Here is a 24,365-nt window from a genome sequence, read left to right as displayed (position 1 = left end):
TGATGAAAGTCTCGTTATTTATTACTTGTTTATCAGATGTGTTTTTTCCTGAAGTAGGTAAAAGTGTCGTAGAAATTATGAATCAATGTGGAGTGGAACTAGATTTCCCTGAAGGACAGACTTGTTGCGGACAACCAGCTTACAATAGTGGATATCAAGAAGATGCAAAACTAGCAGCAAAGCAAATGATTAAAGCATTTGAACATAGTGAATATATTGTGACCCCTTCAGGTTCTTGCGCTAGCATGGTTCATCATTATTATAAAGAGATGTTTAAAGGTGATAGTGAATGGTATGAAAAAGCAGTTCATTTAGCGGATAGAACGTATGAGTTGACGGACTTTTTAGTGAATGTACTTGGGAAAAATAATTGGAAATCTAAGTTGGTTGAGAAAGCTGTTTTCCATCAATCTTGTCATATGAGTCGGGCGCTCGGGATCAAAGAGGAACCACTGAAGTTATTATCGCAAGTAGAAGGTCTAGACATAAAAGAGTTACCATATTGCCAAGATTGCTGCGGGTTTGGTGGTACTTTTGCAGTGAAAATGAGCTCGATTTCTGAAACGATGGTTGATGAAAAAATAAAACATATTGAGGCGACAGAAGCAAATCTCTTAATTGGAGCAGATATGGGATGTCTTATGAATATTGGGGGAAGATTGCGTAGGAAAAATAAAAATATTCAAGTGTTACATGTAGCAGAAGTACTGGCGAAGGGGCTGAGTAAATGAGTGTGGCGGGGGAACTAGATTTTTTGAAAAGAGTAGATAAAGCGTTGCATGATCCGCAGATGAGAAGCGCGGTTCCGTTTACACAAGATCGGCTTCGGATGGGACGGGAACAGGCTACACATGAATTAGGGAATATGGGAGAATGGCGCGAGGCAGCATCTGAAATTCGGATGCACACAATCGAAAATTTAGATAGTTATTTGGAACAATTAGCTACTAATGTTCGGAAAAATGGCGGGCATGTGCATTTCGCTTTCAAAGCAGAAGATGCTGTATCATATGTTTCTGAAATCGTAAGAAAAAAAGGAGCGAGATCAGTAATTAAGTCAAAGTCCATGGTTTCAGAAGAAATACATCTTAATAAAAACTTAGAAGAGATGGGGGTAAAAGTAGTAGAGTCTGATCTTGGGGAGTATATTATTCAATTAGCTGGAGAAACGCCATCCCATTTAATCGCCCCGGCCATTCATAAGACGAAGGAACAAGTAGCAGAGCTTTTTTCTAAGGAAGCAGGAAGAAAGATCCCAGTTGATACGGATCAATTACTACAATTTGCAAGGGAGCAATTGCGTAAAGAGTTTTTAGAAGCTGATATTGGTATTTCCGGTTGTAACTTTGCGGTAGCGGAATCTGGATCAGTTGTTCTTATAAGTAATGAAGGAAATGCTCGCCTTACTACGACATTGCCAAAGGTTCATATTGCGATTATGGGGATGGAACGCCTTGTTCCGACATGGAAAGATCTTGATGTAGTCGTTTCGATGTTAACAAGAAGTGCTACAGGCCAAAAGATTACATCTTATGTAACTGGAATTAATGGGGCGCGTTTACATGAAGATATGGATGGACCTGAAGAATTTCATTTAATTATTTTAGATAATGGCCGCTCTGATATGTTAGGAACTGCTTATGAAGAAGTATTAAAGTGTATAAGGTGCGGAGCTTGTGTAAATGTTTGTCCTGTGTATCGCAATATTGGAGGCCATGCTTATGGCAGTGTATATAGCGGGCCAATTGGAGCAGTACTTGCGCCTTTATTAGAAGGATATGAAGAGTTAAAAGAATTACCTTTTGCATCAAGTTTGTGCGGAGCATGTACAGATGTTTGCCCTGTGAAAATTCCATTACATGACCTTCTCATTGAACATCGTAAAGATGTCGTGGAACAAGGGTTTATAACGAAATTTGAGCAACTTGCCTTTAAAGGTTTCACGTTTATGGTGAGTCATCCATTCGTTTATGAGAAAGCAATTAAAATGGCACATACAGGGTTATCGATATTTGCAAAAGATGGTTATATTGCGAATGGTCCAGGTCCATTAAAAGGATGGACAGAAAGTAGAGATTTTCCAAAACCTGCGAAACAATCATTCCGTGATTGGTGGAAAAAAGAAACGAGGGATTCATAATATGAATACGGATGTACAAGAGTCTTTTTTAAACAATATCGCACGTAAATTAAATCGAGAACGTCGCTCGGGAGTTACTCCTCCCAGGTGGAAAAACAATCCACTTAGCCACTTTTCTAATGAGATAGATCACAAAAGTTTAATAGAGCAGTTTATTGCAAACTTGCATACGTTACATACAGAAGTAAGTCATATACACCGTTCAGAAATAGGGAGTGCACTTCAGTATGTTGTACATAAATTTAATGTTCAATCTGCGGTGTATTGGGATGATGATAGATTACATCAACTTGAAATAGGAAAGCATTTAACAGGAAATTTCGTTTCTCATCGAATTTGGCAAAGGAAAGAAGGGGAGAGAGAACTACGGGATTATGCAGCTCAAGTTGATATGGGAATTACATATGCTGAAATGGGACTCGCTGAGACGGGAACAGTTGTTTTATGGAATGGTGGTGGACGGGGGCGTTTAGTTAGCGTTTTGCCAGCAGTTTATGTAGCAATTCTCTCAGAACATACAATTTATAGACGCTTAACAGAAGGAGTAACTAGAATTCATGAACAGGTTTCGAATGGATTACCTGCCTGTATTAATTTTATCACTGGGCCTAGCCGGACAGGTGATATTGAGATGGAATTAGCTTTTGGAGTTCATGGCCCCGGTAAAGTCCATGTCATTCTATTAAAGAATTAGAAAGAAAAACAAAAGAATGCGAGGGGGAGTGGGAATTTTGATGAAGAATAAATTTCGTTATTATGTCTTTACAATGCTCACGTTTATTACGATGGTAAATTATATTGATCGAGGGGCCATCGCTTATGCGCAGTCTTTCATTATAAAGGAATATGGCTTTGACCCGAAGGAGTGGGGAGCTATATTAGGGTATTTTGGTTACGGTTACATGATCGGTTCTTTATTAGGAGGTATTTTTTCAGATAAAAAAGGACCGAAATTTGTATGGATCGTAGCAGCGACGGCTTGGTCTATTTTTGAAATTGCGACTGCTTTTGCTGGAGAAATAGGGATTGCTGTTTTTGGAGGGTCTGCTTTAATAGGATTTGCTATTTTCCGCGTCTTATTTGGATTAACAGAAGGTCCATCTTTTGCGGTTTCGAATAAGACAGCAGCAAACTGGGCAGCTCCAAAAGAAAGGGCTTTTCTAACATCCCTTGGTTTTGTTGGCGTTCCGTTAGGGGCAGTATTAACAGCACCTGTAGCGGTTCTGTTGCTATCTTTCACTAGTTGGAAAATCATGTTTTTTATCCTGGGTACAATAGGGATTGTATGGGCGATTATTTGGTATTTTACTTTTACGAATATGCCTGAGGATCATCCACGAGTGACAAAAGAAGAACTAGCTGAAATACGAAGTACGGAAGGTGTGCTTCAATCAGTAAAAGTAGAGAAAGAAATTCCAAAAGAGCCATGGTACTCCTTTTTTAAAGTTCCGACATTCGTTATGGTTACGATAGCATATTTTTGCTTCCAATATATCAATTTTTTAATATTAACTTGGACACCAAAATACTTGCAAGATGTATTCCATTTTCAATTATCTTCCCTTTGGTATCTTGGGATGATTCCTTGGCTCGGAGCTTGCATCACATTGCCACTAGGGGCGAAGCTATCTGATCGTATTTTACGTAAAACAGGAAACCTTCGTTTAGCTCGAACTGGGTTACCGATTATTGCTTTATTACTGACAGCAATTTGTTTTAGCTTCATTCCAGCGATGAATAATTATGTAGCTGTATTAGCACTTATGTCGCTTGGAAATGCGTTTGCTTTTTTACCAAGTTCATTATTTTGGGCAATTATTGTCGATACCGCTCCTACTTACTCAGGAACATATAGTGGAATTATGCATTTCATCGCTAATATCGCGACAATCTTAGCCCCGACTTTAACTGGATACTTAGTTGTAAGTTATGGCTATCCTTCTATGTTTATCGTAGCTGCCATTTCGGCCGCTATTGCAATGGGAGCAATGTTGTTTGTGAAACCAGGGCAGCAGACGAAGACGGAAAGCTTATTTAACTGGAGAGGTAAGAAGCGGTTAGAGGAACCTCGTGCTAATTTTGAATGAGCCAAGTAAGATGTAAAAAGTGAGTTGAATGAATTAGAAATGAAACCGAATGGTAGTATATGAAAAAACTCCTGAATTCGCATACTAAGTATGCAAATTTAATGGAGTTTTTTTCATTACCCGGAAGAAAAAGAATGAAGGATCAATAACATGTGAAAGTATAAAATTGTATATAAATCTCTGTAATGAAATGCTTAATGCGAAGCCTATTCTATAGCTTCGCCTATTTGTTTTGTACTCGAAGTTCATGCGAGTACGTGTTCCTATTCGGTTTTTAGCATGAATAGCATGTGAAATCAAAACTTTATTTGTAGTACATAATAAATACAGTTGTTACCCTTTTAAAATTACATGTGGATATAGAATAAAGTTGATTTATCATCCTATATGAAAATAAAAATAAACCACTGTTCGATTTGAATATTCCACGATATAATGGTGAGAGTTTATGACAGAATAAATATTTACATAAGAAGTGAGGTACTGTATGAAAAAAAGAACGACAGACATTATTTTTATTATTATTGGTGCATTCCTTTTTGCGTTAGGTGTGAATTTGTTTGTAATCCCGAATGAGTTCGGTGAAGGCGGGGTAACAGGTATTACGATTATTACGTACTACTTATTTGAGTGGTCACCAGGTTTAGTGAATTTAATTTTAAATGCGATTTTGTTAATAGTCGGTTATAAATTTTTAAATAAAATCACAACGATTTATACGATTATCGCTGTAGTTACGAACTCGCTATTTCTTCATCTAACAGAAGGATGGACGATTGCTTCTGATGAAATGCTCGTAAATGCCATTTTCGGTGGAATATTTATCGGGTGCGGGATTGGTCTCATCATTCGCGTTGGTGGAACGACAGCAGGTACTACCATCTTAGCACGGATGACGCATAAATATTTAGGATGGAGCATTAGCTATGGTCTACTGTTCTTCGATTTAATCGTTGCGTTTTCATCTTATTTCATCATTGGTGCAGAAAAACTGATGCTGACAATTATTATGTTATATGTAGGAACGAAAGTAATGGAATTTGTAATTGAAGGGTTAAATCCGAAAAAGGCCATTACGATTATTTCCGATAAGCCGGATGAAATTGCCGGGAAGGTGACAACCTTAATGGGCAGAGGGGTTACCGTGTATTCAGGTCATGGCTATTACACGAAAACGCCGAAGGACATTCTTTACGTTGTTATTAATAAGCAAGAAGTAGTGAAGCTAAAGAGGATTGTTCAAACTACAGATCCGGCTGCGTTCATTGCTATACACGATGTTCGTGATGTGTTCGGAGAAGGATTTGTTGATATTTCGAAAGCTTAGAAATTATTTTTGTTTAAAATAATCTTAATACTAAAACGTGAGAATCTATTTTGAATAATCTTTTTTCAAAATAGATTCTTTTTTAATTAAACGCCATTCACTTTTAGTTCAATCTTTTGCGTTCTAATGGAAACGGCCGATAAAGCGCTCCAGTCTGTTTTTTAATTTTGAAATGTGAGAGTTGAATTACAATGGATTATATGTGATTGTTTAATCTACTCCCCATGAGTTCCGCCATTTGTTTTGCATCTGGATTTTCTTCATCGTACAATTTTTCAATAATATTAATATAATCCGTCTCATTTCGATTTTGACTTAATTTATATGCAGTCTGAATGTCTCCTACTTTAATTTTAAACCCAACTATGCCCTTCAGTTCATTTTCTAAGAGAGTGGGGGAAAGTTTATCCCATAATACTGGATTTTCACGATGCTCTTCATATTTTTTCAGCATTGTGGTTAATTCATCTATTAATTCCTCTTTATCTAAAATACTTGCTTTACCATATATATGGACGGCTTGATAATTCCATGTTGGAACTTCTTCATTTTCATACCAAGAAGAAGAGATATAAGAGTGCGGTCCCTGAAACATTACAAGAACATTCTCACAGGTTTCAAATGTTCTCCACTGGGGGTTCCCATAAGCCATATGTCCGGTAATAAAATAGTCATCACCTTTTTTAGTTAATCCAAAGGGCAAATGAGTTACGATTGGTTTCTCTTTTTTTGTTGTGACGATTGTTCCAAAAGAGTTTTTTTGAACAAAATCCCAAATTTCATCAACATTTGTGACTTTAAAATACTTTGGAATATACATAATAGCCCACCTCTCCAAAAATTTATATGAGTGTTTTAATCATGATAAGGTCAACTTGTTCATCATCTCCCATATAAAAGGAGTGAGAGCCAGCTTGTACAAAGCCTAATTTTTTATAAAAAGCAATAGCATTTTCATTTTTCTCCCATACGCCTAGCCAAATATTCTTTTTATTATTTGCTATTGCAATTTCGATAGCGTTATTTAGTAGATATTTTCCAAGACCATGTTTTTGAAAGGAGCTCTTTATATAAATTCTCTCGACTTCAAGTGATTCATCGCCCATTTCTTCAGACTGAGCATCATCAGTATTGATCTTCAGATACCCAGCAATTTTATCGTTGAAGTAGACAAAAAAGAATTGAGAAGAGTTATTGGATAATTCTTTTTCTAATTGCTTTAAGTTAAATGCCTTTTCCAAATAATGATGCATATTTTCGGGTGAATTTTGATGTTTAAAAGTTTCATTAAATGTTTCATAACTAATTTCTTGAAGTTTGTGTATATCTTTAAGGGTGCACTTTTCTATATGTGTAGTCATATTAATAGTTCGCTCCTTTATATAATCAATAATCTCTCTTATTTCCCTTTTTTACAAATTCCCAATCTTTTTCTATATTTTTTCTTACTCTTTGAAGAAGGTTAGAAATAGTTTCCGCTTCTGTTTCCGAAAATCCCTCTAATGCAACAGTATTGGAATAATCATTTTCTCTCTTAATGAAAGGATAAACATTTTTTCCTTTTTCTGTCGGGAAAAGTTTTTTAATTTTTTTGTTAGATTCATCTTCTTTCTTTTCGATAAATCCATTGATTTCAAGCTTTTTGATAGCCCGGGCTGCAGTTGTACGATCTACTTTTATCATCTCAGATAGCTTTTCTTGAATGATTCCTGGGTTTTCACATATTCGTACAAGATACAAATACTGACCTTTTGTAAGCTCATATTCTTTAAATTCTATATTACTAATAGAATCTAACGCCCTTGCAATCATGCCAATTTCACGAAGAATTTCTTTCATAATGAACTCCTTATCTTTTATTTTTGTTGCAAATGCAACAATTAGAAGTTACATTTAATATAAAGTATTTTTATTGTAAATGCAACAAAAATAACGATGAAGAGGTTGATTAAAATGAAGTATATTTTTTATGTATTAGGAATTTTAATATTAACCCTTGGTATTTCTTTTACAATACAATCAGATCTTGGAACGTCACCTTTTGATGCGCTTTTAGTAGGACTTTCTTTAAATGTGGGACTTACTGTGGGAAGCTGGGAAATAATAATAGCTTTATTATTAATATGTTGTAACTCAATTTTAAAAAGACATAGACCAGAGATAATAGGGTTGTTAACAGCATTCATCACGGGTATTGGTATTGATGTGTGGCTATTTTTATTACGCAATTTAATTACACCAGAAATATGGTACAGTAAAATGATTTATTTTGGAATTGGCTTAGTTATTACAGGATTAGGAACTGCGATATATTTACAAACAAATTTTGCTCCCATTCCAATTGACCGATTAACTTTAATCATACAAGAATTAACGAGAACGAATATCTTTATATCACGAACATGTATTTACCTTATATTCTTAATAATGGCAACGATTTTACATGGACCAATTGGTATTGGAACTATATTAACCGTTTGTTTAGGTGGGCTATTACTGAATTTCTTTATGCCACTTACTAAAAAAGTATTAGATCACTTATTCGTACACCAGAGTACATCACCAAGTTATAAGAGTAATAAAGCAGCTGACCACAATGATAACAAGAGTATCTTCTAAGGAATCCTTTTCTTTTTCTTGCAAAAAATCCAATTGTTTCTTAATGTAGTGATGTAGAAGGATGAATAAGAGAGGGTTTAATGAAGATGATACATATTTTATTAGCTGATGATGATAAGCATATTAGAGAGTTGTTACATTATCATTTACAAAAAGAGGGGTTTACAGTTTTTGAAGCAGAAGATGGAAAGGTAGCGCAAGAAGTATTAGAGAAGGAAAATATTCATCTTGCGATCGTAGACATTATGATGCCGTTCGTTGATGGCTATACGTTATGTGAAGAAATTCGTAAGTATCATGATATTCCTGTTATTTTATTAACAGCAAAGGATCAGTTAGTCGATAAAGAAAAAGGATTTATTTCTGGTACAGACGATTATATCGTAAAACCATTTGAACCAGCTGAAGTCATTTTCCGTATGAAAGCTTTATTACGCCGTTATCAAATGCTAAGTGCGGACATAATTACACTTCACGGGACGACAATTGATCGTAAAGGTGTTGAAGTGAAGTGTAACGGGCAGACGATTTTACTACCGCTGAAGGAATTTGAATTATTATCACAATTAGCTAGTTATCCTGGGAGAACATTTTCAAGAGAAGAGTTAATTGAGCTAGTATGGGGAATGGATTTTGAAGGGGATGAACGAACGGTTGACGTTCATGTGAAAAGGCTCCGAGATCGTTTCTCAAAACGAACGGATGATTTTCAAATTACAACGGTGCGCGGACTCGGTTATAAGTTGGAGCTGAAATAAAATGAAATCATTATACTCTAGATTTGTTTTTATGACGGTCGGTATTATGCTACTTAGTAGTATTATCGGCTTTTTATTAACGAACGTATATTATCAAGTGAAGTTAAAACCGTATAACAGTGAGAAGATTTTAAAGTATGCGGAAGAAGTTAAGTCATTATATGAAAAGCAAAGCGAAGAAAATCAAGAGGCGTACTTACAATCTATTGCGAAGTTAGGGTATGAAATTTATATTGTAGATGATCAAAAGAATGGAAAGCGTATCGGCAATGCGTTTCGTAAGACGTCTATTAGTGATGATACCGTTCATAAAGTATTGCAGGGCGAAACGTTTAATGGTGTTTCTACATATCCGACTCGCCTATTTATTACCGGTTTTTTCGATAATGAATTAATAAATAGTGTCGGTGTACCGCTAAAGCACGGTGATAAACAGTACGCGTTATTTATTCGTCCTGACATTCAAAACCAATTTGGCGAGATGCGAATTTTCTTAGCGGTATTACTTGGGTTTATCGTACTATTAAGTATTATCTTTATAGCGATTGCAGCAGGTTACATCGTTCGTCCGATTCGTAAATTTACGAATGCTACGCAAAAAATTGCGAGTGGGGAATATGAAATTGAATTAGATGTAAAACGAAAAGATGAAATAGGAACGTTATCTACAAGCTTCCAAAAGATGACGAAAAGTATTAAAGAACTCGATGAAATGAGACAAGAATTCGTTTCGAACGTTTCACATGAATTCCAGTCACCGCTTTCTTCCATACAAGGATTTTCGAAGACATTACAAACAGAAAAGATGAGCGTGGAAGAAAGAAACCATTACTTACAAATTATTGAGGGCGAAAGTAAGCGAATGTCTAGTTTATGTAAACAGTTACTTACGCTAGCGTCATTAGATAAAGAAGAGAAAGTTTTACAAATAAAAGAATTCAATTTGCAGAAGCAAATTAAAGACGTCATTTTTATGCTCGAATGGAAATGGCGTGAGAAAGATATCGCCGTTGAATTTGATGTGCCAGATATCACTATAAAAGGTGATGAAAACTTACTCCATCAAGTATGGAGTAATATCTTTACGAATAGCATTAAATTTTCAAACGACGGTGGGACCATCGAGTTTTTTGTCGAAGAGTTAGAGTCTAGCGTTATAATCTCTATATCCGATAACGGAATTGGTATGGAGCAAGAAGAAATGGATCGTATTTTTGATCGTTTTTATAAGGTGGATACAGCAAGGGCAAGAAACGTAGAAGGTAGCGGTTTAGGGTTGTCGATTGTGCAGAAGATTGTTGAACTGCATAACGGAAACGTTTCAGTGTATAGTACAAAAGGGGAAGGAACTACTGTACGGGTGGAGCTTCCAAAATAGAGGGAAGAGGCTGTTTGGGAACGGCCTCTTCTTTTTTGTTGCTAGTGTACATGTAAAATGAAAAAATGTGAGTCATTTTAATTACATAATCGGACGAGTTTGTGGAGTGAGACTAGGAGGGAATTTATTTGAAAATGTAGAATCTCTACAGAGTTATAGAGAGTGTATTAAAACTTGAACTGTGTAGGGAGGAAATTACTTTGAAACGAATTGACTTGTTATTAAACGTATTAGATTCAACATTCGATAAAGAGAGTTGGTATGCACCGTTTAAACATGCTATAGAAGGACTTACAGCCGAACAGGCTATGTGGAAACCACCTAGTGAGGAAACGAATACCATTTGGGAGAACGTTAATCATCTTATTTACTATAAAGAGAGGCTTGCTGCAAATTTGGAAGGCCGGGAATGGACAAATAATCTTGACGGTAATGACACCTTTTATCTTACTAAGCAATCTAATGATGATATGGAATGGAAGAAAGTCGTTGAACGTTCTGAAGATGCTCAACATAATTTAAGACAAGTATTAAGTGCAATTTCCGAAAGAGAGCTTGAGCAAAATTCACTAGAAGGAAAATTACTGGACATCTTGCTTCATGATGCTTATCATACAGGACAAATTATTCAATTAAGGAAAATGCAAGGGTCTTGGCCATCAAAGCGTTAACTGAACGTTTTAGTTGGTGCTATTGTTGAATAAAATTTAGATATTCAAACGACTTTATTTTTAGTGAAGTATTTTACATCCAAAATGAAATAATTATATTTTTAACCCCGTCCTCAATTTAGAACGGGGTTATATTTGTTCCTGCTATAAAGCCGCACCTTTCCCGCGCTCTTCCTTAAACCGAACCCCAAAAGTATCCGCTGTAATTTCATCAGCTTTCGGCAATGCTCGTAATTTCGGATGGAGTAGCCATACGAGAGAAATAAATAAAATCCCGATGCTAGCGAGTGCGAAAATGAGTTGGCTACTAAATACATTTGCAGCATATCCGCCAATTAAAGAACCGAACGGCATAGCAATTGTGCCCATACTTCGCATAACTGAATTGATGCGGCCAATATATTGGTTTGGAATTACAATTTGGCTAATTGTCGCAAATAATATGTTGGTTGCACCAATTGGAATCCAAGATAGGCCGAATAAGAGAATAGATAGCCATTGAAACGGTACAACCGTAGAGAGAAACCAAAAGATAGCACCAGTCGCAAAGCTAATAATAGATGCGCGGCCAACGTTACGTTTGCCAACCCATGAACTGAATAAGGCACCAATCAGACTACCTGCTGATATAGCAGCTAAGAAGAAGCCATATGATTTCACGCCTCCTAAAGAATCAGCGAAAGAAGGGAGTATGGCCATCGTCATACCGATAGAAAAATTGGCAACAACTGAACCGATTAAGAAGACGCTCATTAATGAACGAAAGACGATTGAAAAACCTTCTTTTAAATCAGAGAAATATTGTTTAGTTGAAAGTGATGTGTTTGCTGCAGTTTGCTGTGGCATTTTCAATGAAAAGAACAAAAGGGCAGTAATCGCGAATGTGAAAGAGTCAATTACATATAAAGAGATTGCGCCAAGTAGTGCTACTAATATTCCAGAAAGAGTCGTACAAATTAAATCAATGCCTTGATACGCAAATGAAAAGAGTGAGTTTCCTTTTAATAATTGTGTTTTATGCAGTAGAAGTGGTAAAGCTTTTGACTGTGCAGGATAGGCGAATTGTTCGATAAAGGCTACGATGGGCATGATGATGAGTAGTAGTTGGACTGTTAATAGGTCGAAGTAGTGTGTAATAGGAATAATTAATATAAGAATGCATTGCAAAACTTGTGTGATGACGAGGGTGTTTTTAATTGGCCATCTATCAACGAATGGACCGGTAAGAAATTGTAATGCAGAAGGTAGTAACGTAAGGAAACCTGCTAATCCAGAATAAAAAGGATTACCACTTAGCTTATATACGAGCCACATTGCTGCTACGTAATATAAGCTATCTCCTATGTTGGTGAAAATTCTTCCTAAAAATAATAAGAGGAAATTCCGGTTTTTCAATATGTCCACTTTATCTACTCCTTTATAATAAATTTATTCGGTAAAATAAATTTGACCGTTTATCCCGCATTAACGGGCAGTAAGACCTCCATCTCAAAATTCAGCGGAAGCAAAGAAATTAGGTGGTGGATCAACTGCCCGTAAAATCCCGATTGGTTCAACTAATAATCAGTGGAGGATGAACAAAACCCCACTGATTAAAGTTTCACTTTATGTAAAAAAAATCGTATTACGATTTTTCTTCTTTTTTCACAAAGCGCTGCATCGCTCGTTCGTCTATTTGTAGTGCAGTAGTAGAAATGTAATAAGATTTACTATTTGGATTTTTATCCCCGTCTTTTGTGATCTCGTTTAATTCACCCATCAATTCATAAAACTTTTTCACCCACACTTGAAATTGTTCTGGCGTAGCATCAAACTCCCAGCAGGATGAAACGTAATTCCACTCAGCCGGGTCTTCGCTTTCTTTTCTTAATATAAAAGCTTCTTCAGGAGCAGCGAGAATATGGTTTTTCGTTGTTTCTGCCATTTGTAAAAAGATTTGGCGACCTGATTCACTTAATATTTCTAGATGAGGTAATAGTTCTGCAGCAGGGGTAAAGCCTCTAGCGACAGATTGATAAAACTTTTGAACGATGCCATTTTTTTCTTCTGTATATACGATTTCTATAAAACCATTTTTCTCTAATTCTTTTAAATGATAATGAATTTTCGCCCTTGGAATGCCGAATTTCTCAGATAGTAGTTGTCCTGTATAAGGACGTTCGCATAGACGCATCATCATTTCGACTCGTAGTGGATCGCTCATTGCTTTTAGTTGGCTATAAGTAGTTAGTGTGAACATAGGCTTCAAAATGATCAACTCCTTGAATAAAATTACTCGGTCAATATTATTTGACTGAATTGTATCAAGGATTCTATTTATTTTCAATACTTTCAGAAAATTTATTTTTTTACACTGTAATCTTCTGTTCATATTCCGTTCATATTTCTTTTTTATGATAAGTGCATAGAAAGAAAGAGGAAGGAGCGAGCGAAATGTTTTTAGCTCTGCGTGAATTGAAACAATCAAAATTAAGATACGGATTAATCGGACTTATTATGGTGTTATTATCATTTTTAGTCCTTGTGATTTCAGGATTAGCAAATGGATTATCATATGATAATGCTTCATCGATTCAAAATATGGAGGCAAATAAGTTCGTTTTAGCGGATGATGCGGAAAATAAATTACTTCGTTCACAAATTAAGAAAGACGATGTAGATAACGTAGTCAATCAAGTAGGCGAGAAAGAGGCCGTTCCGTTTCGCGTGAAAGTTTCAACGTATGAAAAGAAAGATAGTTCGAAAAAAGTGGATATCGCTATTTTCTCAAGTGAACGCGATACATTTTTAGAACCGAACATTGTAAAAGGTAAGAAATTAGGTACAGCAAACAATGAAATGGTTGCTGATGAATCAATTAAAGAAAAAGGAATTGATATTGGGGATACAATTATTGATCCTGTTTCAAAGAAAGAATTTACAATCGTTGGATTTACGAAAGATCAAATGTTTAGCCATACACCAGTTGTATATGTAAATGAAGACGTTTGGGGTGCTATTACACAACCAAACCAAAAAGATTATAGTGCAATTGCGCTTAATACAGATAAAGAAATTAAAAATGCTCACGTTATTGATAAAAAAGAAGTACTGCAAAGTATTCCAGGGTTTAAAGAAGAGCAAGGAACATTAACGATGATTATTGCGTTCTTACTTGTTATCGCTGCGCTATTAATCGGTGTATTCTTCTACGTCATTACGCTGCAAAAAACACAGCAATTAGGCGTATTAAAAGCAATTGGTACAAAGAACTCATATTTAGCAAATAGCTTAGTCGTGCAGGCGTTATTCTTATCAGTCGTTGCGATGATAATTAGCATCGTTCTTGTACAAGGGTTAGAACAAATTTTACCAGCGGGTATGCCGTTCTTATTAACAACACCGATGATTGTACAATATGCAGCAATCTTTATCGTCATTAGTATTTTAGGAACACTTATTTCGTTATACCAAGTATTAAAAGTTGATGCGCTAGAAGCAATTGGAGGCGGGATGTAATGACTTCATTATTAAAATTAGACAAAGTAAGTAAAGTGTACGGGGAAGGGAATACGGAAGTAACTGCCCTTCATCCGATATCGCTTGATGTAAAAGCTGGAGAATTTATCGGAATCGTCGGTCCTTCTGGATCAGGGAAAAGTACGTTATTATCAATCGCGGGTGCATTATTATCACCATCAAAAGGGGATATTTACATTCGTGAACAAAATATAACAAAGCTATCAGAAAAAGAAATGACAGACATTCGTTTGAAAAAAATCGGTTTCATCTTCCAGTTTGCAAACCTTGTTCCATATTTAAATGTGAAGGAACAGTTACTTTACATTGCTAAGCTGAAAAAAGAAAGTAAACAAGAATCAGAAAAGCGTGCGGATCATTTATTAGCGGCATTTGGATTAGGAGAAAGAAAAAATCATTATCCAAATCAACTATCTGGTGGGGAAAAACAAAGGGTCGCAATTGCTCGTGCGTTCATGAACAACCCAGATTTAATATTAGCGGATGAGCCAACGGCAAGCTTAGACTCAAAACGCGCACGTGAAGTTGTTGAAATGATGAAACGTGAAGTGAAGGAAAGCCAAAAAGCAGCAATTATGATTACACATGATGAAAGAATGCTTGATGTATGTGATCGTATATTGACGCTAAGAGATGGACAATTAATATAAAGAAAAAGGGCCAACCGTACATGCGGTTGGCCTTTGTATAATTATTTCTAATAAGTATAATGGCTTTATTTTGAGAATAACGTTTTAATTTTATTGCGCGCAATTAATAAAACGCCGCCTAATACAGATAACATACCTAAAGCCATATTGTTTGATTGCTCACTACCAGCATTAGGAAGTTCTCTAGCATTATTGTTTGCATTTGTAGTACCAGTCTTTGTTTCTGTTTGTTTCGATTGAGATACTTCATTGATCTTGTTATCTACATTTTGCTTCGTTGTATGTAACTCAGCTAATTTGTCCTCAATTTTTTTCTCAGTATGTTTAAAGTCGTTGATTTTAATATCTAAGTCTTGTTTTTTCTTTGATAAATCGTCTGAAACAGTTTGTTTCGATTGCTTAATCTCGTTAATTTTATTGATTAAATCTTGTCTAGCTTCTTGTAATGCAGCTAGTTTGTTTTTCACATCTTGTTTAGCTAGTTCTAAGTTAGCGGAAAGGCTATCTAAATTGCCTTTAATTTTCTTAAGTTCCTCTAACGTGTTCCCAGTATGCGGTTTGTTTTCTTTTAGCTCAGCAAGTTTGTCCTCAGCAGTTTGTTTCGCTTTCTTTAACTCAGCTAACTTTTCATCGACTTGTTTTTTAACTTCCTTAAGTTCATTAACCTTTTGATCGATGTTCTCTTTATGCTGCTTCATTTCATTCACTTTTTCATCGACAGTTTGTTTATGTTCTTTAATCTCATTTACTTTGTTATCGATATTTTGCTTATGCTCTTTTACTTCAGCAACTTTATCTTCTACTTGTTTTTTATGCTCTTTTATTTCAGCGATTTTATCTTCGGCGATTTGTTTATCTTGCTGAAGTTTTGCATCGAACTCTTCTTTACGTTGCTTAATTTCGTTAATTTTTTCATCGGCAACTTGTTTACGCTCGTGTAGTTCATTCACCTTCGTATCAACATTTTCCTTAACTTTGTTAAGTTCATTCAATGTTTGATCCACGTTTTCTTTGTGTTGCTGCAATTTCGCATCTAACTCTTGTTTATGTTGCTTAATTTCAGCTAATCGATCTCCCGTACTTTGCTGAGGAGTAGCATCAGTTACTTCCGCATGAGCAGAGTTTGCGCCAGCAATCATTGCTAAAGCTAGTGTAGACGCAGCGATTGTTTGTTTTGTTTTCATATTTTTGTACCTCTTTTCTTTCATATGTATGAACTGTTTTGTGTAAAATTGAGCATATATAAGTAGATTATTTTATTATTATATACCATGTGCGGCGCCCAGAGGAAGTATTTGCATAATAATCTATGATTATGTAATTTTAAAATTATCTTATTTTGGGGTAGGGGACAATACTTTAGCTAGATGAACAATTTCTTCTATAGTAGAGTTTACATCTTTGCTATTACGAATTACAAACAAATAGTCAGCTTCGTTTTCTATAGGATCCACCACATCTTCATGTAGTGATTCAGTTTGTTGTCGATCAAGTACTTCTTTGAAACTAGCATATCCACCTCTAAAAATATTCGTATTTCGCGTGCTTCGAGCCACTCTTTCGTAAAGTACATCATCTGGAATATCAAAATGAACGAGTATACGTACATATTCATTTTGTGGAAATAATTCGTTTAGTAAATATAACCTTCCGTTTTTACTGCGATTGGAGTTACTAATAATAAGGTGTAAATTTGTATGTTCTTTTGCATAATCAACAATGAATTTCGAAAGACCGTGCTTAAATGTATTAGGGCCTTCAGCCGGCTGTAATTTTTCGTAATGTGTGTTAATAAATTCAGCTTGGTTATCTTGATCCATAACGAAAGAGTGGGGTAACTCTTTTTCTAAAGCTTTTGCAAATGTAGTTTTACCGCTGTGTGTTTTTCCTACCGTAATAATGACGAGTCGTTTCATATTGGCCTCCATGTGTGTTGTTATAGTCTGGAATATTCAATGTAGATTGAATATTTTCCTGCCAGAGAATATACAAAGTGCCGAAGTGATAGTAGGTTGGAAACTTGACAAAAAAACTTATTTATGCTATAATTTACCAATATAAAAATAAAGTGTATAATAGGGTTCTCCTGGCCAGGGGGACCCTATTTTTATTGTGAAAATGAAGGAGTGTATGTGCGTGAAAAAAGGTGAATCAAGTGTAACATCGTTAGTATCAGCTTTCAGCAGGGCATATCATAGTGAATTTGATAATCCTAAAATCTTTGATGATTATGTAGCTAAAGAGTTCATTTCTCAAAAAGAACGTAACGACATTGAAATGAACATGGTTCAAGAAATACATTTTTTCAATACAGACATTGCAAAGCAGTTTCAAGATAATCCACAAGAAATATTAAAATGGATTACACAAGTGCAATTATCACCAACACCTTTAGCACGTGCGGCATATTGTGAAAGAGTATTACTACACGAGATTACGCTGGGAACGAAACAATACGTTATACTCGGTGCGGGATTAGATACATTTAGTTTTAGACATCGAGAATTAGAGAGTAATATAGAAATATTTGAAGTGGATCATCCTTCTACACAAGGGTTTAAGAAGGAGAGAATAAAAGAAGCAGAACTTGAAGTTCCAAATAATCTTCATTTTATTTCGATGGATTTCACGAAAGGATTTTCCTATGAACAGTTACGGAATGAAGGATTTGAACATAAAAAAACGTTCTTTAGCCTTTTAGGTGTGTCGTATTATTTAACAAAAGAGGAGCTTTCTAGTTTAATAGAATGTTTGTTCGAGATGGTTTCGGAAGGGAGCTCTATCGTTTTTGATTATCCAGATGAAAACTTATTTACAGAAAAGGGACTGTCTAATCGAGTTGAAAACATGGTAAAAATGGCTGCAGTAGGCGGAGAACCGATGAAATCATGTTATTCTTACGCCGAAATGGAAGCACTGTTAGAGAAGGCGGGCTTACTCATTTATGAGCATTTATCACCAGAAGATATAAATGCATTCTATTTTGAAGGACGAAACGATTATTTAAAAGCTTTCGAGACGGTGCATTATGTGCATGCGGTGAAGAAGTAAGGAATTAGTAGACATGGGGAGGAATCTCTGTGTCTTTTTTTGTAGGAGAACAAGTGGGAAATATTAACTAGGAAGGGAATTTCGATAATGTAAAGAATATGAAGTATGAATGTAACAAATTAAGTAGTGATGCTAAAGGAGAACATAATGTACACAATTGGACAAGTCGCTAAATTTTTAAGTGTATCTAGGGATACTTTGAAGTTTTATGAGGAAAAAGGTTTGGTCAAGCCAAAGCAAAATATTGAGAATAAGTATAGAAAATATAATCATTTTGATATATATGATATAACAACGGTCAATTTCTATAGGGAAATGGATATCGAAATAAAAAAAATTCAGGAATTAAGAAAAAGTAAGAGTATAGAGGGAATAAAATTATTACTAGAAGAGAAAGAACAAGAAGTTTTAGAGGAGATAGAATATAAAAAACTTCTTTTAAAAAAACTTCAAATTGCAAAAGAAGATTGCGAAAAAATAAAGAAATTCTTAGGGAAATGCGTAGTAAAAGAAATGAAGCCTTTAGAAGTAAATGGAGAGATAGAGCATTTTAATGCGTATGATGAATATGAATCTTTGAAAAAGAATCCGGATAGCTTAAAAAAAGCAGTTACTTTAACATCTTTACGAAGAGTTATAAGTTTTAATGAAGAAGGTATTATAGAAGATAAATTTATAATTGTAAGAAAAGTAGAGGACTTTGATAAAGAATTAGAAGGAGAAATTCTATCGTATCCAAAATGTATGTATACAGTTATTGAAGATGGCAGGTGGTCAACTGGTGGGAATAGTATTGATCATATCGTGGAATCCAGTTTAAGAAAAGCAGCAATAGAACAAGGGCATGAGCTTTTGGGGCTAGTGTATATAAACATATTACTTACCACGTATGAAGATGAACTTGAGCGTATATTTTTAGAAATTTATGCACCTGTAAAATAATGCAGACATGTATTGACCTGTGAGTAACCCCCAGGTTTAAGCTGAGAGTATCTGTAAATATAAATACTATTATGTTTACGAAATACTTAGTTTGAAATGGGGATTACGCATGAAAAGGAAAAAGAAACTTAAAAAACCAGTAGCGAGTTTTATTGTACTAACCAATATCATTTTTCTGCCACTTTTTTTGCTTGTAGGAGCTATAAGTATGCTAGGATTTCCAGCATGGGTTTTTGATGTAATGTTTTGTATATCGTCTTGGTCTTCAACTTTTGCTTTTGCCATACTATTTAAAAAAATCTATCCAGGACAGAGTTTTATACAATTTGTAAAAGACAAGTTCAAGAACAAACTTAAAGTTTCTGTCCTTCTTATTGTGAGTGCGATTCAAACTTTCATATTTTTAATGATTTTATTTGTCGTGTCTAAAAATAGTGAAGTAGACTCTATCTTTACTGTCTCTTCATGGGGAATGCTAATCTATTTCTTTGTTAAAAACTTTCTTGCGGGGCCATTGGGAGAAGAACTAGGATGGAGAGGTTTTGCACAAATTGAGCTTCAAAAGAAGTATTCACCATTAAAAGCTTCAATAATCATTGGATTTTGGTGGGGGATGTGGCATCTACCTATTTGGTTTACTACAGGATTTTTTGGCATGGACCTAATGAAATATATTCTGTTTTTTATGATCTCTATCATATGTATAAAAATCGTCATGACTGCATTTTACAACTTAAATCAGAATTTAATTATTCCAATCATTATCCATCAATTTTTTAATTTCTTTATTGGTATCTTAAACGGAAATTTAATCGATTTAATTATGTATAACGCGATGTTTTATTTAGTAGTAGCAGTTTTAATGATTGTTATAAATCCAAAGAGAGTTCTGTATGGAACGGGAGATATAAATAGTAAGAATGAAAAGTATTAAGTACACTGCTATTGGAAGGTGGGGAATTATGAAAAGTTATATAGGGGTAGTAGCAGCTATAAGCATTTTTATTTCAATCCTTACAGCAATCAAATGCTCGACAAGGAAGTATATATCACTGTATTTTTTATATTCCTACTTCCATCTTTTCTAGCAGTAATTGCGGCTGTTGCAAGGAAAAAGACTTTTATGATCGTTTGCTTCATATGGATGTTACCAGGAACTCTTTATTTGAGTGTTGCTGTAATACCCTAGTTATGGAATTGATATATTCTATTTTTAATGATTTATTTTCTATCTATCGTTTGGATGAAAGAAAGAAATATTTAAAAGAGTAGTTCTTTTTTTATTATTTTTTTGAAAGGGTGAGGGGTGTAGTGAAGCAAAGGTTATTGAAATTAGCAGATGTATTAGTCAACCATTCTACGAAAGTGCGACCTGGTGATCAAGTGTTGATCCAAAGTGTTACAGAGATAGCCCCCGCAGTCGTTCGTGAAATTATTAAGTCAGTGGAAAAAGCAAGTGGATATGCGCATGTATCAATGCGCGACGTGTCTGTTACGAGGTAATTAATTTTGTCAGGATCTGAAGAACAATTTAAGTTATTAGCAGATTGGGAATGTTACCGATTAAGTAAGATGCAAGTGTATATTAATCTTCGTAGTCCTAGAAATGCATATGAATTAGCGGATGTACCGGCAGAAAAAATGAAGTTATATCAAACAATATTTGGAAAAGCTCATGGTGAAGCAGTGTATAAAACGAGATGGGTGACAACTCGTATTCCGAATGCGGCTTCTGCACAAGAAGCAAATATGAGCACGGAGGCTTATGAAAAATTCTACTATGATGTATGTACGCTAGATTATAACAACATGTCGAAAGCAATGGAGCCATTAAAAGAATTAATGGAAAAGACAAAACGAGTGAGGATTATTGGAGAAGGAACGGATTTGGAGTTTTCCATTGAAGAAATAGGCGTTTTAAAGGGGGATGGTACGGATAATATCCCGGATGGCGAAATATATACAGCACCTGTCAAAGATTCTGTAAATGGAGTAATAACATTTAATACAGTTTCCGTTCAACAAGGTTATGCGTTTCAAAATATAAAGTTACATGTTAAACAGGGGAAAATAATAGAGGCATATGCAAATGATACAGAGCGAATGAACCGAATTCTTGATACGGATGAGGGAGCAAGATATATTGGAGAGTTCGCGCTAGCTTTTAACCCCTACATACTACATCCGATGAATAATACGTTATTTGATGAAAAAATAAATGGTAGTTTTCATCTAGCGATTGGAGATTCATTGCAAGGTGCAGATAACGGAAATAATTCAGCGATACATTGGGACTTAGTAAACATTCAAAGACCAGAGTATGGCGGGGGTGAAATTTGGTTTGATGATGTATTGATTAGGAAAGATGGGGATTTTGTTTTGCCAGAGTTATTTGGATTAAATGAAGAAAAGTTAAAGAGATAAACTGAAAACCAACAAATCCTCTTAAAAAACACTTAACTTTTAACTCCATCTATCTTTACAATGCATCCCTATAATGTGAATTGGACAAGCACCTAAGAGAAAGCAGAACATGTCAGTTTGTACATTCTATTATTAGGGGGAGAATTTGTATGAAAAAGACAGTTGCTTCGTTAGTGGTTATGACGGCATTATTACCGACATTTTCAGCACACGCGGAAGGGAAAGAGCAAGTTCGAAAATCAGCTACAACTTTTAATGTTATTAGTGATATTCAAGGGGATTTAGGAGACTTTGATCACGTGTTAAAAGATATGAACAAAGTGACGCCACTTTCTAGAGCGCTTATTATGAATGGGGATATAACGCCAACTGGACAACAGTCACAATATGATGATGTGAAGCGTGTGTTAAACAAAAATAAGCATCCCGAGAATGTATGGTCGGCTATTGGGAATCATGAGTTTTATGCTGGTAAATGGACAGCTGATGGGAAGTTATCTCAAAGTACATGGCCAAATGGTGTAACTGAGGAAACTTTATTTAACCGCTATCTGAAATTTAGCGGACAAGAAAAGGTATATCATAAAAAAGAATTAGACGGTTATCCGCTTCTATTTTTAGGAACGGAAAAATATATGAAATACCACGATTCAAAAATGTGGGATGAAGTATATATGAGTGATGAACAATTAGGTTGGTTAAAACAAAATTTAGAAGAGTACAGCCAAAAAGATAAAAACAAGCCGATTTTCATTTTTTCTCATCACGTTTTACCTGATACGGTGTCTGGATCAAGACAATCACCATATTTACAAGACTATTTAAACGTTGATAAATTGTACGATATATTAAAAGACTATCCGCAGGTCGTTTTCTTTACGAGTCACACGCACTGGGATTTAAACTTGCCAGACTGGGCTGGTAAAAAGAAAATTGCAGGCGGAGATAAAAAAGGATTTACAGTTGTAAATACAGGTGGTATTGAAACGGGCTGGATGTCGGCTGGACCAAATGGAGGAGAGAAGACTGCTCCTGATGGTTATTCATTTAAACAAGGGTTGCAAGTGAAAGCATATGGTAGCGATGTAATGGTGACAGCTTACGATTACAAACGTGATAAGGAAATAAAGAAATTATTAATTAGTGATTCGAAAATTGCACAAATGGCACCAAATGTAACGGCAGATGATAGTAAAAACGTAATCGTCGGTGCAACAGAATACATGGAGTACTCTATAGAAGGAACGGACGAGTGGCATACTTATAATCCAGGAAACCCACCCAAATTTGACGGGGACAAAATCGTATACGTACGCCATAAAGGCGAAATGAATTTAGGACCAGGATTAACACAGCTACTTCGTTTTTCTGCAAATAAATGATTGGAAGAGGGCCTACTTTTTATCGAGTGGGTTCTTTTTCGTTGTCAGTTTTTGTCGATAAGTCGATATCTCATGTCGAATCGTCGATATATTGAAAAAATCGTTGATATATTTCAAGTTATGAACGATATATTTTAAAAATCGTCGATATAAATTTCATGCACCGTAATATGGTTAAAATCATTGTTATAATTTCATGTACCGTATTGAAGATAAAACCTTTAATACAATTCCATTCGCCAAAACCGAATTCCAACACATTTTTACCCCAGAAAGATGACTTCATCATTTTTACATGTAATAATAGTATCGTTACATACATTGTGAAAGAAGTACAAAGGAGCGTTATTCATGAATTTAGCTAAATTCCCGAGAAAAAAATATACAGAGTCATATACACCAATTGAAAAATTAAACAATTTTTCTGAAGCACTTGGTGGACCGACTATTTATTTTAAACGAGATGATTTACTTGGTTTAACAGCTGGTGGTAATAAGACGAGAAAGTTAGAGTTTCTAGTTGCGGATGCACAGGCAAAGGGTGCAGATACGTTAATTACAGCTGGTGGTATTCAGTCCAATCATTGCCGTCTGACACTGGCAGCTGCGGTGAAAGAGAAAATGAAATGTATACTTGTATTAGAAGAAGGGCTTGAGCCAGAAGAGAAGCCAGACTTTAATGGAAACTATTTCTTATATCATTTACTAGGTGCTGAAAATGTCATTGTTGTACAAAACGGAGCAGATCTTATGGAAGAGATGCATAAGGTTGCGAAAGAAGTAAGTGAAAAAGGGAACACACCATATGTCATTCCAGTTGGTGGATCAAATCCTACTGGCGCAATGGGATACGTTGCTTGTGCGCAAGAAATTATGGCGCAATCATTTGACCAAGGAATTGATTTCAGTTCAGTCATTTGCGTAAGCGGTAGCGGCGGCATGCACGCTGGTTTAATTACAGGTTTTGCTGGAACACAAAGTAACATCCCAGTAATCGGAATTAACGTAAGTAGAGGAAAAGCAGAGCAAGAAGAGAAAGTAGCAAAACTTGTAGATGAAACTTCAGCTCACGTTGGTATTCCAAACTTTATCCCGCGCGAAGCTGTTACATGCTTTGATGAATATGTAGGACCAGGTTACGCGTTACCAACGCCAGAAATGGTGGAAGCAGTGCAGCTGTTAGCAAAAACTGAAGGTATTTTACTGGATCCAGTATACACAGGTAAAGCAGTAGCGGGATTAATCGACTTAATTAGAAAAGGTACATTTAATAAAGAGGACAACATTTTATTCGTACATTCAGGTGGTTCACCAGCTTTATATGCGAATACATCTTTATTCGCGTAAGTATGAAAAAGCATTGGGTATCCAATGCTTTTTGTTATATACTGGAATTATTAGGAGGCCAGAAGGGGGA

At 35.4% G+C, this 24,365-nt stretch carries 23 protein-coding genes and 1 pseudogene; 17 read left to right on the top strand and 7 right to left on the bottom strand.

Annotated elements, in window-relative coordinates; translation table 11 throughout:
• Nucleotides 1–2: 2 nt before the first annotated feature.
• The 5 genes from NLJ82_RS15350 (at nt 3) to NLJ82_RS15330 (ending at nt 5,554) form a co-directional block, all read left to right on the top strand.
• On the top strand, nt 3–731 hold the full coding sequence (locus tag NLJ82_RS15350) for a (Fe-S)-binding protein (protein ID WP_000868784.1): 729 nt from the start codon (nt 3–5) through the stop codon (nt 729–731).
• A complete protein-coding gene (locus tag NLJ82_RS15345; protein WP_000109345.1) occupies nt 728–2,140 on the top strand; it encodes a LutB/LldF family L-lactate oxidation iron-sulfur protein in 1,413 nt (470 codons plus the stop codon). Before NLJ82_RS15350 ends, NLJ82_RS15345 begins: the two co-directional genes overlap by 4 nt.
• A gap of 1 nt (nt 2,141) precedes the next feature.
• Nucleotides 2,142–2,834 (top strand): LutC/YkgG family protein, encoded by a 693-nt coding sequence (locus NLJ82_RS15340; RefSeq protein WP_001090797.1) that lies wholly within the window; start codon nt 2,142–2,144, stop codon nt 2,832–2,834.
• A 40-nt stretch (nt 2,835–2,874) separates the two neighbouring features.
• Nucleotides 2,875–4,227 carry an MFS transporter gene (locus NLJ82_RS15335; protein WP_000790820.1) on the top strand — a complete coding sequence of 451 codons (1,353 nt, stop codon included), beginning with the start codon at nt 2,875–2,877 and terminating at the stop codon, nt 4,225–4,227.
• A 487-nt stretch (nt 4,228–4,714) separates the two neighbouring features.
• The gene (locus NLJ82_RS15330) at nt 4,715–5,554 is read left to right on the top strand and encodes a YitT family protein (RefSeq protein ID WP_000747496.1); all 840 of its coding nucleotides are present in this window, start codon (nt 4,715–4,717) and stop codon (nt 5,552–5,554) included.
• A gap of 196 nt (nt 5,555–5,750) precedes the next feature.
• On the opposite strand, the gene paiB is transcribed toward NLJ82_RS15330, so the two are convergent.
• The 3 genes from paiB to NLJ82_RS15315 are packed head-to-tail and all read right to left on the bottom strand — an operon-like array spanning nt 5,751 to nt 7,393.
• Nucleotides 5,751–6,374, bottom strand: coding sequence for a protease synthase/sporulation negative transcriptional regulator PaiB (gene paiB, locus NLJ82_RS15325; protein WP_000275830.1), 624 nt, complete (start codon nt 6,372–6,374; stop codon nt 5,751–5,753).
• 22 nt (nt 6,375–6,396) lie between these two features.
• The gene (gene paiA / locus NLJ82_RS15320; RefSeq protein WP_000207065.1) at nt 6,397–6,915 is read right to left on the bottom strand and encodes a spermidine/spermine N(1)-acetyltransferase; all 519 of its coding nucleotides are present in this window, start codon (nt 6,913–6,915) and stop codon (nt 6,397–6,399) included.
• 25 nt (nt 6,916–6,940) lie between these two features.
• Nucleotides 6,941–7,393 (bottom strand): MarR family winged helix-turn-helix transcriptional regulator, encoded by a 453-nt coding sequence (locus tag NLJ82_RS15315; RefSeq protein WP_000658984.1) that lies wholly within the window; start codon nt 7,391–7,393, stop codon nt 6,941–6,943.
• Nucleotides 7,394–7,507: 114 nt separating this feature from the next.
• Here NLJ82_RS15315 and NLJ82_RS15310 point away from each other — a divergent pair, with 114 nt between their 5' ends.
• The 4 genes from NLJ82_RS15310 (at nt 7,508) to NLJ82_RS15295 (ending at nt 10,980) form a co-directional block, all read left to right on the top strand.
• Entirely contained in the window at nt 7,508–8,173 is a 666-nt protein-coding gene (locus NLJ82_RS15310) for a YczE/YyaS/YitT family protein (protein WP_000873870.1), read from the top strand.
• 80 nt (nt 8,174–8,253) lie between these two features.
• Nucleotides 8,254–8,931, top strand: a complete 678-nt coding sequence (locus NLJ82_RS15305) for a response regulator transcription factor (RefSeq protein ID WP_000781974.1) — start codon at nt 8,254–8,256, stop codon at nt 8,929–8,931.
• A 1-nt stretch (nt 8,932) separates the two neighbouring features.
• Nucleotides 8,933–10,309 (top strand): sensor histidine kinase, encoded by a 1,377-nt coding sequence (locus NLJ82_RS15300; RefSeq protein WP_000839496.1) that lies wholly within the window; start codon nt 8,933–8,935, stop codon nt 10,307–10,309.
• A gap of 200 nt (nt 10,310–10,509) precedes the next feature.
• Entirely contained in the window at nt 10,510–10,980 is a 471-nt protein-coding gene (locus NLJ82_RS15295; RefSeq protein WP_000821002.1) for a DinB family protein, read from the top strand.
• 144 nt (nt 10,981–11,124) lie between these two features.
• Here NLJ82_RS15295 and NLJ82_RS15290 read toward each other — a convergent pair whose 3' ends face one another.
• Entirely contained in the window at nt 11,125–12,384 is a 1,260-nt protein-coding gene (locus tag NLJ82_RS15290) for an MFS transporter (protein ID WP_000353352.1), read from the bottom strand.
• 220 nt (nt 12,385–12,604) lie between these two features.
• The gene (locus tag NLJ82_RS15285; RefSeq protein WP_000803746.1) at nt 12,605–13,228 is read right to left on the bottom strand and encodes an ArsR/SmtB family transcription factor; all 624 of its coding nucleotides are present in this window, start codon (nt 13,226–13,228) and stop codon (nt 12,605–12,607) included.
• A 185-nt stretch (nt 13,229–13,413) separates the two neighbouring features.
• On the opposite strand from NLJ82_RS15285, the gene NLJ82_RS15280 reads away from it, so the two are divergent.
• Together NLJ82_RS15280 and NLJ82_RS15275 are read left to right on the top strand one after the other, a co-directional pair.
• A complete protein-coding gene (locus tag NLJ82_RS15280) occupies nt 13,414–14,478 on the top strand; it encodes an ABC transporter permease (protein WP_000477759.1) in 1,065 nt (354 codons plus the stop codon).
• Nucleotides 14,478–15,149 carry an ABC transporter ATP-binding protein gene (locus NLJ82_RS15275; protein WP_000202587.1) on the top strand — a complete coding sequence of 224 codons (672 nt, stop codon included), beginning with the start codon at nt 14,478–14,480 and terminating at the stop codon, nt 15,147–15,149. The genes NLJ82_RS15280 and NLJ82_RS15275 overlap by 1 nt, the downstream gene beginning before the upstream one ends.
• Before the next feature lie 65 nt (nt 15,150–15,214).
• Here the strand turns inward: NLJ82_RS15275 and NLJ82_RS15270 are convergent, their stop codons facing one another.
• Nucleotides 15,215–16,333, bottom strand: a complete 1,119-nt coding sequence (locus tag NLJ82_RS15270) for an LPXTG cell wall anchor domain-containing protein (protein WP_000851022.1) — start codon at nt 16,331–16,333, stop codon at nt 15,215–15,217.
• A 150-nt stretch (nt 16,334–16,483) separates the two neighbouring features.
• Nucleotides 16,484–17,065: an ATP-binding protein gene (locus NLJ82_RS15265; RefSeq protein ID WP_000826969.1), complete on the bottom strand. Its 582-nt coding sequence runs from the start codon at nt 17,063–17,065 to the stop codon at nt 16,484–16,486.
• 214 nt (nt 17,066–17,279) lie between these two features.
• Between NLJ82_RS15265 and NLJ82_RS15260 the strand changes: the two genes are divergently transcribed.
• The 6 genes and pseudogenes from NLJ82_RS15260 (at nt 17,280) to cuyA (ending at nt 24,295) form a co-directional block, all read left to right on the top strand.
• Nucleotides 17,280–18,200 carry a class I SAM-dependent methyltransferase gene (locus NLJ82_RS15260; RefSeq protein ID WP_012644480.1) on the top strand — a complete coding sequence of 307 codons (921 nt, stop codon included), beginning with the start codon at nt 17,280–17,282 and terminating at the stop codon, nt 18,198–18,200.
• A gap of 147 nt (nt 18,201–18,347) precedes the next feature.
• The gene (locus tag NLJ82_RS15255; protein ID WP_000288021.1) at nt 18,348–19,142 is read left to right on the top strand and encodes a MerR family transcriptional regulator; all 795 of its coding nucleotides are present in this window, start codon (nt 18,348–18,350) and stop codon (nt 19,140–19,142) included.
• 109 nt (nt 19,143–19,251) lie between these two features.
• A complete protein-coding gene (locus tag NLJ82_RS15250; RefSeq protein WP_000823426.1) occupies nt 19,252–20,076 on the top strand; it encodes a CPBP family intramembrane glutamic endopeptidase in 825 nt (274 codons plus the stop codon).
• A 377-nt stretch (nt 20,077–20,453) separates the two neighbouring features.
• Nucleotides 20,454–21,566 (top strand): annotated as a pseudogene (locus NLJ82_RS15245) (aminopeptidase).
• A gap of 149 nt (nt 21,567–21,715) precedes the next feature.
• Nucleotides 21,716–22,948: a DUF4073 domain-containing protein gene (locus NLJ82_RS15240; RefSeq protein WP_000754320.1), complete on the top strand. Its 1,233-nt coding sequence runs from the start codon at nt 21,716–21,718 to the stop codon at nt 22,946–22,948.
• Between the two features lie 351 nt (nt 22,949–23,299).
• Entirely contained in the window at nt 23,300–24,295 is a 996-nt protein-coding gene (cuyA, locus tag NLJ82_RS15235) for a D-cysteate sulfo-lyase (RefSeq protein ID WP_001046588.1), read from the top strand.
• Nucleotides 24,296–24,365 lie beyond the last annotated feature (70 nt).

This window comes from Bacillus paranthracis (genome assembly GCF_024296885.1).
Lineage (GTDB): Bacteria > Bacillota > Bacilli > Bacillales > Bacillaceae_G > Bacillus_A > Bacillus_A paranthracis.
Note: the sequence above shows the minus strand (reverse complement) of the source record. Positions and strands in the feature narration are given on the sequence as shown.